Source organism: Limimaricola cinnabarinus, from assembly GCF_047631075.1.
GTDB classification, from domain to species: Bacteria; Pseudomonadota; Alphaproteobacteria; order Rhodobacterales; family Rhodobacteraceae; genus Limimaricola; species Limimaricola cinnabarinus.
This window is the reverse complement of the sequence record NZ_JBLHYX010000006.1, coordinates 76,551-92,352: the sequence shown is the minus strand read 5'-3', so window position 1 is coordinate 92,352 and position 15,802 is coordinate 76,551. Positions and strand designations below refer to the sequence as shown.

The following is a 15,802-nucleotide window of genomic DNA, read 5'->3' as shown; positions in this document are numbered from 1 at the left end:
TCACTTGGTACCCAATCCGACACTGACGTCAGCGTTGCCAATGGCCCAACTGCGACCAGACGGCGCGGGCGCCGCCGATGGCCAGCGCCGTCTTCACGACCTTGCCGACGAGAAACGGCACGGCCCCCGTCATCACCGCCTCGCCCAGCGTCAGGGGCGTCCGCATGGCCAGCCAGACCACGCCCGGAACCAGCAGGGCCAAGGATGGCAGATACACCGCGAGAAAAAGCCAGCCGAAGCCGTCGTGCCCCCATCGCTGTACCAATCGGGCCGTCAGCCAAGCCATGACGACGAACCCCCACAGATACCCCGCCGTAGGACCGTAGAGCGCCGCGACACCGCTGCCGCCACCGGCAAAGATCGGAAGCCCCACGGCACCAAGCGCGAGATAAACGATGAGCGCGGTTGCGGCCAGCCGCGGCGTGCAGAGCAAGCCGACGAGCGAAACTGCAAGTGTCTGCAGCGACATCGGCACCGGATACATCGGCACGTCGATCTGTGCACCAACGCCCACGAGAAACGCGCCCCCGAAAGCGACACCCATCGTAACCGCCATCCCCTGCCGCGGCAAACCGTCTATCCCTTCGGATGCCTGTGGCATGATCCGTCTCCTCTCGATCGGGATGATGGGCCGCATACTCCGGCTTTCCGGCCTCGCTGGTCAACGCCGAAGCCCTTGCCGGGCGGGGGATAATACTTCAAATGCAGGACATATGACCGATCCACGGCCCTTCGCTGGTGCGTCAGAGCGCCCCGACCGCATCCTTGTGCTTTGCACCGGGCGCTGCGGATCGACCACGCTTGCGCGGGCCTGCGGGCACCTCGACAACTGGAGCGTCGCCCATGAAAGCCGCAGTCACCTCACCGGGGCGGCACGGCTGGACTTCCCGCCCCGCCACATCGAGATCGACAACCGGCTAAGCTGGTTCCTGGGCCGTCTGGACCGGGATCTCGGCGATCGGGCGGGCTATGTGCACCTGCTACGCGACCCCGAAGAGGTCGCCCGCAGCTTCGCGCGCCGCTCGGGTCAGGGGATCTTGCGCGCCTACCGGCAGGACATCCTGACCCACACCCGCTGGCGCGAGCCCAAGTCGACCCTCATCGAACAATGCCGGGACCATGTCGAAACGGTCACCGCCAATATCGAGGCCTTTCTGGCCCACCGGCGCCACAGCATGACGATCCGGCTCGAGAGCATCGAGCGGGACTTCGACCGCCTGTGCGACTGGATCGGCGCGCGAGGCGATCTCGACGCCGCGCGCGCCGAACTCGCGCGCCGCCACAACGCATCCACGGGAGACCCAGCGGCATGACCGAGACCACCTTGCCCGTCCTGATCACCGGCGCCAGCCGCGGCCTTGGCGCCGCCCTCGCCGAAGCCCTCGCACCGGATCGGCACATCATCGCGGTGGGGCGCACCACCGGCGCGCTTGAGGAGCTCGACGACCGTATCCGCGCCGCGGGCGGTCAGGCCACGCTCGCGCCCATGGACATCACCGTGCCCGAGGCGATGCAGCAGCTCTGCCGTTCGATCCACGACCGCTGGGGCGGTCTCGCGCTCTGGGTCCATGCCGCGATCCATGCGGGTCCGCTCGCACCCGCGCCACATCTGGCCGACAAGGACCTCGATCGCTCCATCGCGGTGAACCTGCGCGCCACGGCGCGGCTCGTCTCCTATGTTGCGCCGCTGCTGGGCCAGACCGGACGTGCCGTATTCTTCGATGACCCCGTGGGCGGCAAGAAGTTCTTTGGCCATTACGGAACCACCAAGGCCGCGCAGATGGCGCTCGTGCGCTCGTGGCAGGCCGAAACGGTGAAGACCGGCCCACATGTGCGCATCCTCGCTCCGCGCCCCATGCCCACCGCGACCCGCGCGCGGTTCTATCCGGGCGAGGACCGGGGCAATCTCACCGATATCCACAGCGAGGCCGCGCGCCTGCTGCCGGAGATCCTCGAGGCCTGAGACGCGGGCGTGAGCGTGGCCCGAAGACCGCTCTCGCACGGTTTGGTGAAGGCGGCGCCCTGAGGCGGCCGTCCGCCGGCCGGAATGCTTGCCGCCTCCCGGCCGCTCCCGTAACAAGGGGCCAAAGGGGGCCGCATGCGCATTCTCATCACCAATGACGACGGCATCAACGCACCGGGCCTCAAGGTGCTCGAGGAGATCGCCGCCGAGATCGCAGGCCCTTCGGGCGAGGTCTGGGTCGTGGCCCCCGCCTTCGAGCAATCGGGCGTGGCGCATTGCATCTCCTATACCCATCCGACGATGATCGCCGAGCTTGGCCCCCGCCGCTTCGCCGCCGAGGGCAGCCCTGCCGATTGCGTGCTTGCCGGGTTGCACGACGTGATGGCCCAAGGCCGCCCGGACCTCGTGCTTTCGGGCGTCAACCGCGGCAACAACGCCGCCGAGAACGCCATGTATTCGGGCACCATCGGCGGCGCGATGGAGGCGGCGCTGCACGGTCTGCCAGCGATCGCCCTGTCGCAGTTCTATGGCCCCGGCAACGCCCGCCGCGACGACCCGTTCGAGGCGGCGCGGCAACATGGAGCGGCAACGGTGCGACGCCTGCTCGATCACGCGATCTGGGACGCCGAGGCCGATTACCGGCTGTTCTACAACGTCAACTTCCCCGCCCTGCCGGGGGCCGAGGTACGCGGGCTGCGCGTCGGCCGGCAGGGCTTTCGGCGCGATACCGCCTTTGGGGTGCAGCCGCACGTGTCGCCCTCGGGGCGGCGATTCCTGTGGGTCAAGGGCGGTCGGCAAGACATTCCCACCGGACCCGGCACCGACGCGCAGGACAACCTCGACGGCTATATCTCGGTCGTGCCGATGCGCGCCGACCTTACCGCGCATGACGCGCTCGAGGCGGTGACCGCCGCGCTCGAAAATGGCGCGCCATGAGCTTTGACGCCGATGCAAAGATGCGGTTCCTCTACGCGCTGCGCTCGCATGGGGTGACCGACAGCCGCGTGCTCGACGCGATGGAGAAGATCGACCGCGCGCGCTTCGTGAAGGGTCTTTTCGCCGAGCGCGCCTATGCCGACATGCCGCTGCCCATCGCCTGCGGTCAGACCATCAGCCAACCCTCGGTGGTGGCGCTGATGACCCAGGCGCTCGACGTGCAGCCGCGCGACAAGGTGCTCGAGGTGGGCTGCGGTTCGGGCTATCAGGCCGCGATCCTCAGTTTTCTGGGGCGGCGCATCTATACCATCGACCGGTTTCGCAGCCTCGTCTCCGAGGCGCGCGCGATCTTCGAGGAGATGGACCTGCCCAACATCACGGCGATCACCGCCGACGGCTCCTTCGGGTTGCCCGAACAGGCCCCCTTCGACCGCATCATCGTGACCGCCGCGGCGGAGGATCCGCCCGGCCCGCTCTTGGCGCAGCTTCGGGTGGGCGGTATCATGGTGCTTCCGGTCGGCCAATCGGACACGGTGCAGAGCCTGATCCGGGTGACGCGAACCGAGAGCGGCTTCGACTACGAGGAACTGCGCGCGGTGCGCTTCGTGCCTCTGGTCGAGGGGCTGGGACAGGACTGAAGCGGGGGCTTCCCGCAGGTATCAACCCCCGGGGGACACGGGGGGCAAAGGGAACGAGGACGAGATCGATGCAGACCACCCTATTTCGCCGCGCATGGCGGCCGCTCGCATGCTCCACCGCTCTGGCGCTGCTCGCGGCCTGCGCGGAGCCGTTCGATCCGGACCTGCGCGACATGGGCAACGGGTTCGACACCTCGGCCGCCGCCCTGAACCCGCCGCCACGTCCCCGCCCCGACGATCGCGGCGTGATCTCCTATCCCAACTACCAGGTCGCCGTGGCGCGTGAGGGCGATACGATCGTTTCGCTGGCCTCGCGCCTCGGGCTGGAGCCGGGCACGCTCGCGCGCTACAACGGCGTCTCCGCCGACACCAGCCTGCGCGGCGGCGAGGTGATCGCCCTGCCGAGCCGCGTGGCCGAACCCTCGCCCGCGACCGGCGCGCAGATCACCGGTCCGATCACGCCCAGCAACCCGCCCGTCAGCAGCTCGTCGACCGGCTCGGGTCGGATCGACGTCACTACACTTGCCGGTGCCGCGATCGACCGCGCGACGCCCCAGTCGACGCCCACCAGCCCCGCGGCGGCACCGCAGACCCCCGCCGCGAGCGCCACGGCAAGTTCGCTACCCTCGGCCCCACGCGCCCTGCCCAGCGGTCAGGAGCCGGTGCGCCATCAGGTCGGACGCGGCGAGACGGCCTATTCCGTGGCGCGGCTCTACAACGTGCCCGTGCGCAGCCTCGCGGAATGGAACGGTCTTGGTTCTGACCTCGCGGTGCGCGAGGGACAGTTCCTGCTGATCCCGCCGGGTGGCACGGCGCAGGCCGCGCCTGCCCCAGCGGCACAGCCCGCCCCAGTTGCCGCCCCCGTCACCCCGCCCGGCGCCGGCAGCCCGACGCCGACGCCGCCATCCGCCACGGCCCCCCTGCCCGAGGAACGCCCCGCGCCCGTCGCTTCGGCTCCTGCCGCGACGCCGAGCGCGGCAGCCAACACGCCAACCGCCGCGCCCACGCCTGCACCCGCACCCGCCCCCACGCCGCAGCCGGTGGCCGAGCAGTCCCAGCCCAAGGCCTCGGCCATGGCGATGCCCGCGCAAGGCAGCATCATTCGCGCCTATGCCAAGGGCCGCAACGACGGCATCGACATCGGCGCGCCCGCCGGGAGCGCCGTGAAGGCCGCAGCTGCGGGCACGGTCGCCGCGATCACCACCAACACCGAAGGCATCCAGATCGTCGTGATCCGCCATCCCGACGAGCTTCTGACGGTCTATACCCATGTGGTCGATCTCGCGGTCGAGCGCGGCGCCAGCGTGTCCAAGGGCCAGACCATCGGCAAGGTGAAGGCCGGAAGCCCGAGCCTGCTGCACTTCGAAGTACGCAAGGGCATGGAAAGCCAAGACCCGACCAACTACCTGCCCTGACCGGGGGGCATGCGAAAGGGCCGCCCCGAGGGGCTGGCGCATTCCGGATTTTGGGACACGATCGGCTCCTCGGAAAAAATTTCACCCGGCGCAGAAATGTGCCGGGTGATACCGTCATCTGGTCTCGAACTTTTTCCAGAGAGGCGTTCCATGGAACAGCCATGGGCGGTAGAGCACGCGACGAGGGTTCATGGCTTTGCGTGTTAGGTCGGTCATGCGGCGCGCATCTACTCCCAGCCGCAGGGCGGGCGTGTCCAGGATGGGCGTGATTTTGCGCACTTGCGGAACTTCCACTGTTGCGGAAGACCCTGGGCGTCTCCTCGTGCGCACGGTGCCCGTGGCTACTTTGGTGTTTTTCCGACGGGCCGCGTGGGCGGCGTAAGGCCGATCTTCGAACCAGTTGAAATAAATCCGATAGATGTTCAGGAAGGCTGTTAGCATAGCAGGATTGAATGTCGCGCCGTTGATGTAGCTTGGCCCGTTGCGAGCTGATTTGCCGCCAGCGCGCTTTGTTGGCTTTGTCCGCTCTCGCATCGAGTTCATGAAGGCGGATACTGGCTGAATCGTAGCGTTCAGGTATCTCCGAGCCAACGCGTCCCGAAGATCCTGGTCAACCGGGATTGTGTCGAAGGCAGTCTGCTTGAGCCGATGCCTATAAGCCTTTCGAATGATCGGAAATCCAACGGTTTTCAGGGTTTCGCCACGGATTTCGACTTGGGATCTGACCCATAGTTGGGGAAACTGTGCCGACTGAAAGTTGCTGATCGGGAAGGGGTAGATCTCCCCATGCGGATCGACCTTTATGGACGGCCGCATGGTGTTTTCACAGAACCCCGTGAGCAGTTCCCAATCAGAGGCTACGGTGGCATCCGAGTCGAGCACGCGCTGTTTGTAGGCATCAAATGCGTTGGTGAATGCATCGGACCGCTGACCAATCTGTGGTTCAGATGCTTCCTTATCGAAGGTCATCACATGCCATTCGAAACGATCTTGCTTGATAAGTTCGCGGAATACATGCGGCACTACGCGTGCCATGTTCGCCTCTTGCTCTCCGATGATCGTGAGGCGCTTCGCTGGCAGGAAGTCCCGAAGGCAGGCCAGATGGGCCGCCTTCGTGTAGGTCTGCTTGACCACAGCTCCATTGAAGCTTCCACGGTTGTCGCGATTGGTTTCCTTAAAGCTGAAGTAGTCGTTGCGCAGGACATCGAGGGCCTGCCGATGTGCAGCGGTCAGCCTGATCTCATCAGCAATATGCTCGGGGAGTTTCAGAACCCCATCTGCTTTGAATGCGGCCTCGATGCGCTGCGCATAGACACGCCAATGGCTTTCTGCGCTGGCGAACAGGGCAGCTTCGTCGAGGCGTCCGCTGGGGCGCTGAAAATGCATGGCTGGCACGGTGAAAGCCTTGCCCGATTGCTGGCAATAGTGGCGCCGGATGTTCTTGGGTTGCAGGTTTGAGTCGAGGTAGTGGCCCTCGACGAATGCCACCGGGTCGATTGTCGTGTCGATATTCGCGTCGATCCGGAACACATAACCTGAATCAATGTCGGCGCTGATCGAGCACTGTAGAGGTGTCAGGCGACGGTCGGATCTGGTCTCCCAGTTCAGACTGACGACCGCATCGTCATGAGCGATACGCATGTGCGGGATGCCGCCTTCCGCTTCCCTCTTGTCGCGCCACTCCTTCAGCTTTGCGCGTTCGAAGGCGAGAAGCGTTTTTTCGAGCCAGAGGATACGATTGTAAACACGGCTGACACCGCATCTTTTTCCGGTGTCCGGGTCCGCCAGCAATCTGCGAAGGGTCGTAATCCCAGCTCCATTCACGAGGGCGCGGAGGAGCTGAACATTGTCATGCATCTTCTCCTGCTGTTGATGGTCGAGCGAAACAGAAATCCTGGCGCCCGGCATGCCCTTGCAAGGCTTGTGGATGATCCGGAATGCAGCCGGCTTTGCCTTGCGGCCGTTCTTGCCGGCAGAGATCTTTCCGTGGGTGCCGTTGAAGACGAACTCATCTGGGCGTGCCAGATATCGCGCGCCACAGTTCCCACAAACTGGGCCCTCCAGAACGCCATTGTGGGTGTTGAGGCGGTCGAGCTCCGTCTCGAAGTGCTCGTTCGACAGCGCGGAGAAAGAGACCTCGCAATCACGGTTGCCGCGCATGTGGTGGCAAACGAGTTTCTTGCCGTCCTCCCATCGGTGCGGATCACCCGCATACTCGAATGCCGTGGATACGACCTGGAAGGTATCATCGCCTGACAAAGTGTAGCGACCCCGCCCGCGGGCGAGATCGGGGTTCTCCGTGTAGGCTTTCAGCTTTCGAGCAGCGGCGTTTCGGCCAACGAAGCTCAGGTGAATGAAATCCGGCGCCAGGCCGAAGTTGCCGCAGTCAGGATCACCGCAGCAGTTAAGATTGATTGATCCACGGATCGTGGGGTATATCTGTGGGAGAGAGAGCTTCGGCACGGACTTGGACACGACACAGCCTTTCGTTCTGTTTCGCTTTGACAAGTCAGTCTCCGGTGGCGGGTCAGATATTGGCCAAAGTCCGGAGAACCGAAGCCTTCATCGACAGATTTTTGAGATGTGTGGCTCCGGGACTTTTCTCCCGGAGATCGCGTCGCTGACTACCATAAAAGTTTGTTGAAAATCAAACGCCTGCCGAGCGAAAACTCGGCAGGCGTTGTTTTTGTGTCCCAGAACCCGGAATGCGCCACCGAGGGGCGGCCCTTTTTTCGTTTCCGGCCAGAGCTGTCTTAGCCGATCTTCACGCCCTCGCGGCCTGCCAGATCGGTAAAGAACTGCCACGCCACGCGGCCCGACCGGCCGCCCCGCGTCGCCTGCCACTCGATCGCTTCGGCACGTAGCCGTGCCGCATCGACGGTCAGGCCGAAGGCATCGCAATAGCCTTGGACCATGGACAGGAATTGATCCTGATCACAGGGGTGAAAGCCCAGCCAGAGACCGAAGCGGTCCGAAAGCGAGACCTTTTCCTCGACCGCCTCCGACGGGCTGATCGCGGTGGAGCGCTCGTTCTCGATCATGTCGCGCGGCATCAGGTGACGCCGGTTCGAGGTGGCATAGAGCACGACGTTCTCGGGCCGCCCTTCGATGCCGCCGTCGAGCACCGCCTTCAGCGACTTGTAATGCGCATCGTCATGGCTGAACGACAGGTCATCGCAGAACAACACGAAACGCTGCGGCGCGGCGCGCAGGATCGCGAGGCAGCGGTCGATGCTCTGAAGATCCTCACGCTGCACCTCGACGATCTTGAGCTGCGGAAACTCGCCCTGAAGAGCACCGTGCACCGCCTTGACGAGGCTCGACTTTCCCATTCCCCGCGCGCCCCATAACAGCGCATTGTTCGCGGGCAGGCCCTGGGCAAAGCGGCGGGTGTTGGCAAGCAGCGTGTCCCGCGCGCGGTCGATGCCCACGAGCAGCGAAAGATCGACGCGGCTCACGCGCGGTACCGCGACCATCCGGTCGGGATCAGGCTGCCACATATAGGCGGGCGCTCCGCGCAGCGAGGGCGCGGGCTGGGGCGGCGGGCTCATCCGCTCCAGCGCCAAGGCGATACGGTCGAGCGCGTCCTGGCTCATTTCGGCTCCTCCGGCTCATCCTCGTCCTCGATCCAGAGCCCCTCGGCCCGAAGATGCGCCTCGCGCTTGCGCTCGACGCGCGCCACGAGAAGGATCGAAATTTCGTAAAGCCCGTAGACCACGGTGAACAGGATCACCTGGCTCACGACATCGGGCGGTGTCGCGACGGCGGCGAGCAGCAGGATCGCAACAACCGCGTATTTGCGCACCGCGCCCAGCCCCTTGGCCGAGACCAGCCCCGCCTTGCCCATCAGCGTCAGCAACACCGGCAACTGGAAGCACAGGCCGAAGGCCACGATGAACTTGATGGTCAGCGCGAGATAGGCCTGTGCGGAGCCTTGGAACGCGATGCCAGCCACCGCCGTGTCGTTCTCGACACCGTTGGCCAAGCTGCCCGGTTGCTGGAAGCCGAGGAAGAAATCGAAGGCCAGCGGCGTGACGATGTAATAGGCGAAGGAAGCGCCCAGAAAGAACATGAAGGGCGACGCCAGCATGAACGGCAGGAACGCCCCCTTTTCGGACTTGTAGAGGCCCGGCGCCACGAAACGCCACATCTGGTAGGAGATCACCGGGAAGGACAGTGCCAGCCCGCCCAGCATCGAGATCGACACCGCCACGAAGAAGCCTTCCTGAAGCGCGATCAGGATCAAGCCGCAATCCTCCTGCCCCCGCGCCGCCATGGCGGTGCACAAGGGTCGGGTCAGAAAGTCGAAGATCGGGTTCCAGACCGTGAAACACACGATCATGCCCGCCACGAAGGCAAGTACCGAGCGGATCAGGCGGGTGCGCAACTCGGCGAGGTGCTCGATCAGCGGCGCCGAGCTGTCCTCGATCTCGTCAACGGGGCTCATGATGTCGTGTCATCCTTTCGCGCGGGCGTCGACTCGGCGGGCTCCAGCGGCTCGGCGGGTGCGCTGATCGGCCCTGTTTCGCGGTCCGGCACGATGGAGGGCTCGAGATCGGCCAGCTCCTCCTCGGTTGGGGCCATCGCCTCGCGGGCCTGCCGGTCGGTCGCGGCCTTGGCGGTGGCCTCCTCGACCTTGCGGCGGGCCTCGGCGCGGTCCTCCGAAAGCGTCCCGGTCCCGCCCGGCTTGAAGTTCTTCTTCAGCGCGTCGGTGCCGAACCCCTTCGGGTCGGCGGCGGCCTTGATGGTCTTCTGGATATCGCGCATGCCGCTCTCGTCCGCGGCATCTTCCATGGCCCGCGAGAACTCCCGCGCCATCGCCTTGGCCTTGCCAGTGAAGCGTCCGACTTCACGGAACATCCCCGGCAAATCCTTGGGGCCGACCACGATCAGCGCCACGACCCCGATCAGCAGAAGCTCGCTCCAGCCCAGATCGAACATGTCTGTCCATCCTGTCTCGGGTTACACCCGGTCCTTGTCCTTCACGGTGCCCGCGTCGTGCAGGGTGCCCGGCTCGTGCACGGTGCCCGCCTCGTTCACGGTATTGGACTGATCGTCGATCTCGCGCTTGCCGTCGTCGACGCCGCGCTTGAAGGCGGTGATGCCCTTGCCGACTTCGCCCATCAGCGAGGAAATCTTGCCCCGGCCGAACAGCACCAGCACCACGACGGCGATCAGAAGGAGGCCCGGAAGGCCGATATTGTTGAGCATGGCGTGTCTCCCATCCCGGCGGCCCGACAAGGCCGCGCATTGTCTCGCAGCCCCCAGATACGCGCCCCACCGTCCGGGTAAAAGGCCGGAAACCTTTTTCGTGGGGCAGCAATCCGCTTTTCTTGACACTAAGCTGTCAGTTGTCACTTTTGTGTCAGTTAAAAGGACCTCCCATGCCCCGAGCCGACCGGCTTGTCGAAATGATCCGGATCCTGCGCGACGGACGGCTGCACCGCGCCGAGGATCTCGCGTCCCGTCTGGGCACCTCGCTGCGCACGATCTACCGCGACATGGACCGGCTCATCGCCTCCGGCGTCCCGATCGAGGGGCGGCGGGGTCTGGGCTACCGCGCCACGGCGGCGGTGACGCTGCCGCCCTTGAACCTCACCATGACCGAACTCGAAGCGCTGCATCTTGGCCTCGCAGCGGTGGCGCAGTCCGAGGATGCGGAACTGCGCGAGGCGGCGCGCCTGCTGTCGGGGCGGATCGACGCGGTGCTGCCCGAGGATCGCGGGCGGGCCGGGGGGTGGAGCTTTGCCACGCCGCCGCTTGGCGACGCGGTGGCGGGGTTTCGGCACATGGCTTCGCTGCGCGCCGCGATCCGCGCGCGCCAGAAGCTTCAGGTGACCCTGCGTGGCCCAGAGAGCGCGCAGGTCTTGCGCCCGCTGCGTCTCGACTACTGGGGTCGGGTCTGGACCCTCGCAGGGTGGAGCGAAACGGCCAAGGGCTTTGCCGAGCTGCGGGTGGACCGGATCACCGCCCTGCGGGTCCTGCCGCAGCTTTTCGTGGACGAGGCTGGCCGGACCCTCGCGGATCTGGAAGCGTCGCGCGGCTAATCAGGGCTGGTCCGCCCCCGCGCCGTCTCAGCCTGCCCGCCTCTTGGGAAACACGAAACACCGGTCGCGCCGCATCATCAGCCACAGCCGCGTGCCGGGTTTGGGCAGGAACACAGACGGCACTGAGGCTCGCAGGATCTCACCGTCGTGGTCCATGCGGAATTCCACAAGGCTCGACGCACCCAAGAACCGCGCCCGCTCCACCCTGCCCGCCGCTGGCGTCCCCTCGCGCGTGGTGGGGTTGGGTCCGCGCCCCTGCCGGTCGAAGTCGATGCGCAAATGCTGTGGCCGGATCACGATCTCGACCTCGGTGCCGTCCGGCAGGCCCGGCGTCAGGAAATCTCCGAAGGGCGTGTCGCACAGCGCGCCCTGAACGGTGCCCTCGATCACGTTGATATCCGAGAAGAAGGCTGCTGCCTCGCGGTCCTTCGGCGCGTTGTAGATGTTGTAGGGCGCGCCGTACTGCACCACGTGGCCGTCACGCATCAGCGCGATCTCGTCGGCCATGCGCATCGCCTCGGCGGGCTCATGGGTGACGAGCAGCACCGCGGTGCCCTCGGCCTTGAGAACGGCGAGCGTCTCGTCGCGGATGTCGTCGCGCAGCCGATCGTCGAGCCCCGAGAACGGCTCGTCCATCAAGAGGATACGAGGAGAAGGCGCCAACGCACGCGCCAGCGCCACCCGCTGCTGTTCGCCCCCCGACAGCTCGTGCGGGAACCGGTCGATGTGGCGGCGCATGCCGACTTTGTCGAGCAGCGTCTCGACCCGGGCGCGGATCTCGGCCTTCGGCCCCTTGAGGCCGAAGCCTACGTTGCGCGCCACGTCGAGATGCGGGAACAAGGCGAAGTCCTGAAACATCAGGCCGATGCCGCGCGCCTCTGGAGGCATGTGCAACGCGCCCTCGGAAATCGCCACGCCATCGACATAGACACCGCCCGCATCCTGCCGATCGACGCCCGCGATGATCCGAAGTGTCGTGGACTTGCCGCAGCCCGAGGGGCCGAGCAGGCAGGTCACCTGCCCCGGCATCACCTTGAGCGACACGCCCGACACGACCTCGCGCCCCGCGAAGACCCGGCTGAGATCGCGGATCTCGAGCCGTGCGGCGGGCGCGGTCTGGACAGGGGCGGTCCCGGTGGGCGCAGCCCGGGCGGAGGCGGGTTGTTCGAACACGGCAAAATCCGATCAAATGCGTCGGATTGCCCTAGCAACACCGCCTCGCGCCCGCAAGCTTACATGGTCTGATTGCCGACCCCGCCATCGAGCAGCACGTTCTGACCGACCATGAACCCCGCATGATGCGAGCACATGAAGGCGCAGGTTGCGCCGAACTCGGCCGCCGTGCCGTAGCGCCGGGTCGGGATGCCGGCTTCGCGCTTTTTGCGGGCTTCCTCGACGCTGATGCCTTCCTTCTTGGACACTCCGCCATCGAGCGAGGCGGCGCGGTCGGTGTCATGGATGCCCGGCAGCAGGTTGTTGATGGTCACGCCCGAAGGGGCGACCTGCCGCGAGGTGCCCGCGACATAGCCGGTGAGACCCGCGCGCGCCGAGTTCGACAGGCCGAGCGCCGGGATCGGCGACTTCACCGATTGCGAGGTGATGTTGACCACCCGGCCCCAGCCGCGCTCCATCATGCCCGGCACCAGCGCCTTCATCAGCGCGATCGGCGTCAGCATGTTGGCATCGAGCGCACGGATGAAATCCTCGCGGTCCCAGTCGGTCCACAGGCCCGGCGGCGGGCCGCCCGCATTGGTGACGAGGATGTCGACACCCTGCGCCGCGTCGATCAGCTGCGCCTGCCCATCGGGCGTGGTCACGTCGCAGGCGACGGTGACGACCTCGACCCCGAACCGGTCGCGGATCTCCTGCGCCGCTTGCTCCAGCGCCTCGGCGCCGCGCGCGTTCATCACCAGATCGACGCCCGCCTCGGCCAGCGCTTCGGCGCAGCCACGCCCCAAGCCCTTGGACGAAGCGCAGACCAGCGCCCGTTTGCCCCTGATGCCCAGATCCATCAGATACCTCCCTGTTTACGCACATGGCCTAGCATCGGGTCGCGCGTCGGGCAATGATCGCCCGTCATGCGGCACCCGTCAGGAGAACAGATGACCGACGAGACCGAGCTGCAGCACCTCATGGTCTTCGATGCGGCGGATCTGCGCGTGTCGCACGGCGTGGCGCGAGGCGATCCGATGAGCTTTGCCGACGAGTTGGTGCCGGACGACATCTACCGCGTTGGGCCCGAGGCCCCGGCACGCCGGCTGACGCTACGCGCTAGGGCGGATGCCAGCTTTCGGGTGGTCGATGGCGCGGCGGACGGCCGGGGCGGCCGGACGCTGCACATCGACAGCTGTCTGACGCTGATGGCGCGCGATGGGACGGCGAGCGAGGCGATCGTGCTGGTCGAGGTCGAGGCGGATGCGGCGCTGGCCATCTACCTGTTGCCTCTGGGCCGGCTCGTGCAGGGTGAGGATTACCGCCTCGTGGGGATCGACCGTCACGCCGGGACCCCGCGGCTGGCCCAGCTGGCCTGCGTGTCCTTCACTCGCGGCACGCATATCGCGCTGGCCAGCGGCGCGCAGGTGCCGGTGGAGAATCTGCGCCCCGGCGACAGGATCCTGACGCGCGACGGGGGGCCGCAGCCGCTGCGCTGGGTGGGCCAGACCACGCTGCGCGCGACCGGGCGCTTCGCGCCCGTGCTGATCCGTGAAGGCGCGCTGCACAACGCGCGCGATCTTTGGCTCAGCCCAGATCACCGCATCTTCGTGTGGCAGCGCGAGGACTGCGTCGGCGCGGGCCGGGCCGAGCTGATGGTCCGGGTGCGCCACCTGATCAACGGCGACACCGTGGTGCAGAGCGAAGGCGGCTTCGCCCAGTATTTCCAGCTTGTCTTCGACGCGCATCAGATCGTCTATGCCGAGGGCATCGCCGCGGAATCGCTTCTGGTCGACCACCGCACCAAGGGCGCGCTGCCCGGCAGCATCTCGACCCATGCGACACCGCAGCACCTGTCCTACGAGGTCTCCGAGAGCCTGCTGTCGGGATCCGATGCGGCCGCCTTGTTGCGTCGCGCCTCGGGGCTCTGAACGCTGTCGGCAAGGCCGTTGGGGGCGATTGCTCCTTGCGCGCGCAGCCTTTATAGCGCGGGCATGAACAACCGCCCCGCCCTCCCGCCCGAAATCGCCCGCCGCCGGACCTTTGCGATCATCTCGCATCCCGACGCCGGCAAGACGACGCTGACCGAAAAGTTCCTGCTGTTCGGGGGCGCGATCCAGATGGCCGGACAGGTCCGCGCTAAGGGCGAGGCGCGGCGCACGCGCTCGGACTTCATGCAGATGGAGAAAGACCGCGGCATCTCGGTTTCGGCCTCGGCGATGTCCTTCGATTTCAAGAACTTTCGCTTCAACCTCGTCGACACGCCCGGCCACTCGGACTTTTCCGAAGACACCTATCGCACGCTGACGGCCGTGGACGCGGCCGTCATGGTGATCGACGGCGCCAAGGGGGTGGAGAGCCAGACCCGCAAGCTGTTCGAAGTCTGCCGCCTGCGCGACCTGCCGATCCTGACCTTTTGCAACAAGATGGACCGCGAAAGCCGCGACACCTTCGAGATCATCGACGAGATTCAGGAAAACCTCGCCATCGACGTGACGCCCGCCTCCTGGCCGATCGGCGTCGGGCGAGATTTCCTCGGCTGCTACGACCTGCTGCGCGACCGGCTGGAGCTGATCGACCGGGCCGACCGCAACCGCGTCGCCGAGAGCATCGCCATCGACGGGCTCGATGATCCCAAGATCGCCGAGCATGTCCCCGCGCATCTGCTCGAAAAGCTGCGCGAGGAGGTCGAGATGGCGCGCGAGCTTCTGCCCACGCTTGACCCTCAGGCGGTGCTAGAAGGCCACATGACGCCGATCTGGTTCGGCTCGGCAATCAACAGCTTTGGCGTCCGCGAGCTGATGGAGGGTATCGGCACCTATGGCCCCGAGCCCCAGGTGCAAAAGGCGATGCCGCGCGAGATCGCGCCCGAAGAGAGCAAGGTCGCGGGCTTCGTCTTCAAGGTGCAGGCCAACATGGACCCCAAGCACCGCGACCGCGTCGCCTTCGTACGGCTGGCCTCAGGGCATTTCGAGCGCGGCATGAAGCTCACCCATGTGCGCTCCAAAAAGCAGATGGCGATCACCAACCCGGTGCTGTTCCTCGCCTCGGACCGCGAACTGGCCGAAGAGGCCTGGGCCGGCGACATCATCGGCATCCCCAACCATGGCCAGCTTCGGATCGGCGACACGTTGACCGAGGGCGAAAGCATCCGCGTCTCGGGCATCCCCTCTTTCGCGCCCGAACTTTTGCAGACCTGCCGCGCGGGCGATCCGATGAAGGCCAAGCATCTCGACAAGGCACTGAGCCAGTTCGCCGAGGAAGGCGCCGCCAAGGTCTTCAAGCCGACCTTCGGTTCTGGCTTCATCGTGGGCGTGGTCGGTGCGCTGCAGTTCGAGGTGCTGGCGAGCCGGATCGAGCTGGAATACGGGCTTCCCGTGCGGTTCGAGCCGTCGCAGTTCACCTCGGCGCGCTGGATGGCCGGCGACAAGACCGCGGTCGAGGCCTTTGCGGCGAAGAACAAGCAGCATGTCGCGACCGACAATGACGGCGATCTGGTCTATCTCACCCGGATGCAGTGGGACATCGACCGGGTCGAGCGCGATCACCCGGAGATCAAGCTCGTGGCGACGAAGGAAATGATGGTCTGAGGCGCAGGATGTGAAAGAGGCGACCCGACAGGCCGCCCCTCTCGCGTCGAACCAGAGCCAT

General features: G+C 66.1%; 16 protein-coding genes. 8 read left to right on the top strand and 8 right to left on the bottom strand.

Annotated features, from left to right (window positions below; all coding sequences use genetic code 11):
* Positions 1-28: 28 nt before the first annotated feature.
* Positions 29-544, bottom strand: coding sequence for a biotin transporter BioY (locus ACJASC_RS06805; RefSeq protein WP_415144643.1), 516 nt, complete (start codon positions 542-544; stop codon positions 29-31).
* 169 nt (positions 545-713) lie between these two features.
* On the opposite strand from ACJASC_RS06805, the gene ACJASC_RS06800 reads away from it, so the two are divergent.
* The 5 genes from ACJASC_RS06800 to ACJASC_RS06780 all read left to right on the top strand — a co-directional run bounded on the left by ACJASC_RS06800 (position 714) and on the right by ACJASC_RS06780 (position 4,952).
* Entirely contained in the window at positions 714-1,313 is a 600-nt protein-coding gene (locus ACJASC_RS06800; RefSeq protein ID WP_021695569.1) for a hypothetical protein, read from the top strand.
* Complete coding sequence (locus ACJASC_RS06795) at positions 1,310-1,963, top strand: SDR family NAD(P)-dependent oxidoreductase (RefSeq protein WP_415144640.1); 654 nt, start codon at positions 1,310-1,312, stop codon at positions 1,961-1,963. The genes ACJASC_RS06800 and ACJASC_RS06795 overlap by 4 nt, the downstream gene beginning before the upstream one ends.
* A gap of 135 nt (positions 1,964-2,098) precedes the next feature.
* Entirely contained in the window at positions 2,099-2,899 is an 801-nt protein-coding gene (gene surE / locus ACJASC_RS06790; protein WP_415144638.1) for a 5'/3'-nucleotidase SurE, read from the top strand.
* Entirely contained in the window at positions 2,896-3,537 is a 642-nt protein-coding gene (locus ACJASC_RS06785) for a protein-L-isoaspartate(D-aspartate) O-methyltransferase (protein WP_415144636.1), read from the top strand. Before surE ends, ACJASC_RS06785 begins: the two co-directional genes overlap by 4 nt.
* Before the next feature lie 68 nt (positions 3,538-3,605).
* Positions 3,606-4,952 carry a peptidoglycan DD-metalloendopeptidase family protein gene (locus ACJASC_RS06780; RefSeq protein ID WP_415144634.1) on the top strand — a complete coding sequence of 449 codons (1,347 nt, stop codon included), beginning with the start codon at positions 3,606-3,608 and terminating at the stop codon, positions 4,950-4,952.
* A gap of 114 nt (positions 4,953-5,066) precedes the next feature.
* Here ACJASC_RS06780 and ACJASC_RS06775 read toward each other — a convergent pair whose 3' ends face one another.
* The 5 genes from ACJASC_RS06775 to ACJASC_RS06755 all read right to left on the bottom strand — a co-directional run bounded on the left by ACJASC_RS06775 (position 5,067) and on the right by ACJASC_RS06755 (position 10,163).
* Positions 5,067-7,427, bottom strand: a complete 2,361-nt coding sequence (locus ACJASC_RS06775; protein ID WP_415144632.1) for a hypothetical protein — start codon at positions 7,425-7,427, stop codon at positions 5,067-5,069.
* A 278-nt stretch (positions 7,428-7,705) separates the two neighbouring features.
* The gene (locus ACJASC_RS06770) at positions 7,706-8,548 is read right to left on the bottom strand and encodes an ATP-binding protein (RefSeq protein ID WP_021695672.1); all 843 of its coding nucleotides are present in this window, start codon (positions 8,546-8,548) and stop codon (positions 7,706-7,708) included.
* On the bottom strand, positions 8,545-9,399 hold the full coding sequence (tatC, locus tag ACJASC_RS06765) for a twin-arginine translocase subunit TatC (RefSeq protein WP_415144630.1): 855 nt from the start codon (positions 9,397-9,399) through the stop codon (positions 8,545-8,547). Before tatC ends, ACJASC_RS06770 begins: the two co-directional genes overlap by 4 nt.
* Positions 9,396-9,893 (bottom strand): Sec-independent protein translocase protein TatB, encoded by a 498-nt coding sequence (tatB, locus tag ACJASC_RS06760; protein WP_415144628.1) that lies wholly within the window; start codon positions 9,891-9,893, stop codon positions 9,396-9,398. The genes tatC and tatB overlap by 4 nt, the downstream gene beginning before the upstream one ends.
* A gap of 21 nt (positions 9,894-9,914) precedes the next feature.
* Entirely contained in the window at positions 9,915-10,163 is a 249-nt protein-coding gene (locus ACJASC_RS06755; RefSeq protein ID WP_021695669.1) for a twin-arginine translocase TatA/TatE family subunit, read from the bottom strand.
* 173 nt (positions 10,164-10,336) lie between these two features.
* Here ACJASC_RS06755 and ACJASC_RS06750 point away from each other — a divergent pair, with 173 nt between their 5' ends.
* Entirely contained in the window at positions 10,337-10,999 is a 663-nt protein-coding gene (locus ACJASC_RS06750) for a helix-turn-helix transcriptional regulator (RefSeq protein ID WP_415144626.1), read from the top strand.
* A gap of 27 nt (positions 11,000-11,026) precedes the next feature.
* Here the strand turns inward: ACJASC_RS06750 and ACJASC_RS06745 are convergent, their stop codons facing one another.
* Together ACJASC_RS06745 and ACJASC_RS06740 are read right to left on the bottom strand one after the other, a co-directional pair.
* A complete protein-coding gene (locus tag ACJASC_RS06745) occupies positions 11,027-12,172 on the bottom strand; it encodes an ABC transporter ATP-binding protein (protein WP_415144624.1) in 1,146 nt (381 codons plus the stop codon).
* A gap of 59 nt (positions 12,173-12,231) precedes the next feature.
* On the bottom strand, positions 12,232-13,011 hold the full coding sequence (locus ACJASC_RS06740; RefSeq protein ID WP_415144622.1) for an SDR family oxidoreductase: 780 nt from the start codon (positions 13,009-13,011) through the stop codon (positions 12,232-12,234).
* Between the two features lie 90 nt (positions 13,012-13,101).
* On the opposite strand from ACJASC_RS06740, the gene ACJASC_RS06735 reads away from it, so the two are divergent.
* Positions 13,102-14,082 (top strand): Hint domain-containing protein, encoded by a 981-nt coding sequence (locus ACJASC_RS06735; RefSeq protein WP_415144620.1) that lies wholly within the window; start codon positions 13,102-13,104, stop codon positions 14,080-14,082.
* 63 nt (positions 14,083-14,145) lie between these two features.
* Positions 14,146-15,741 (top strand): peptide chain release factor 3, encoded by a 1,596-nt coding sequence (locus tag ACJASC_RS06730; RefSeq protein WP_415144618.1) that lies wholly within the window; start codon positions 14,146-14,148, stop codon positions 15,739-15,741.
* Positions 15,742-15,802: the final 61 nt, after the last annotated feature.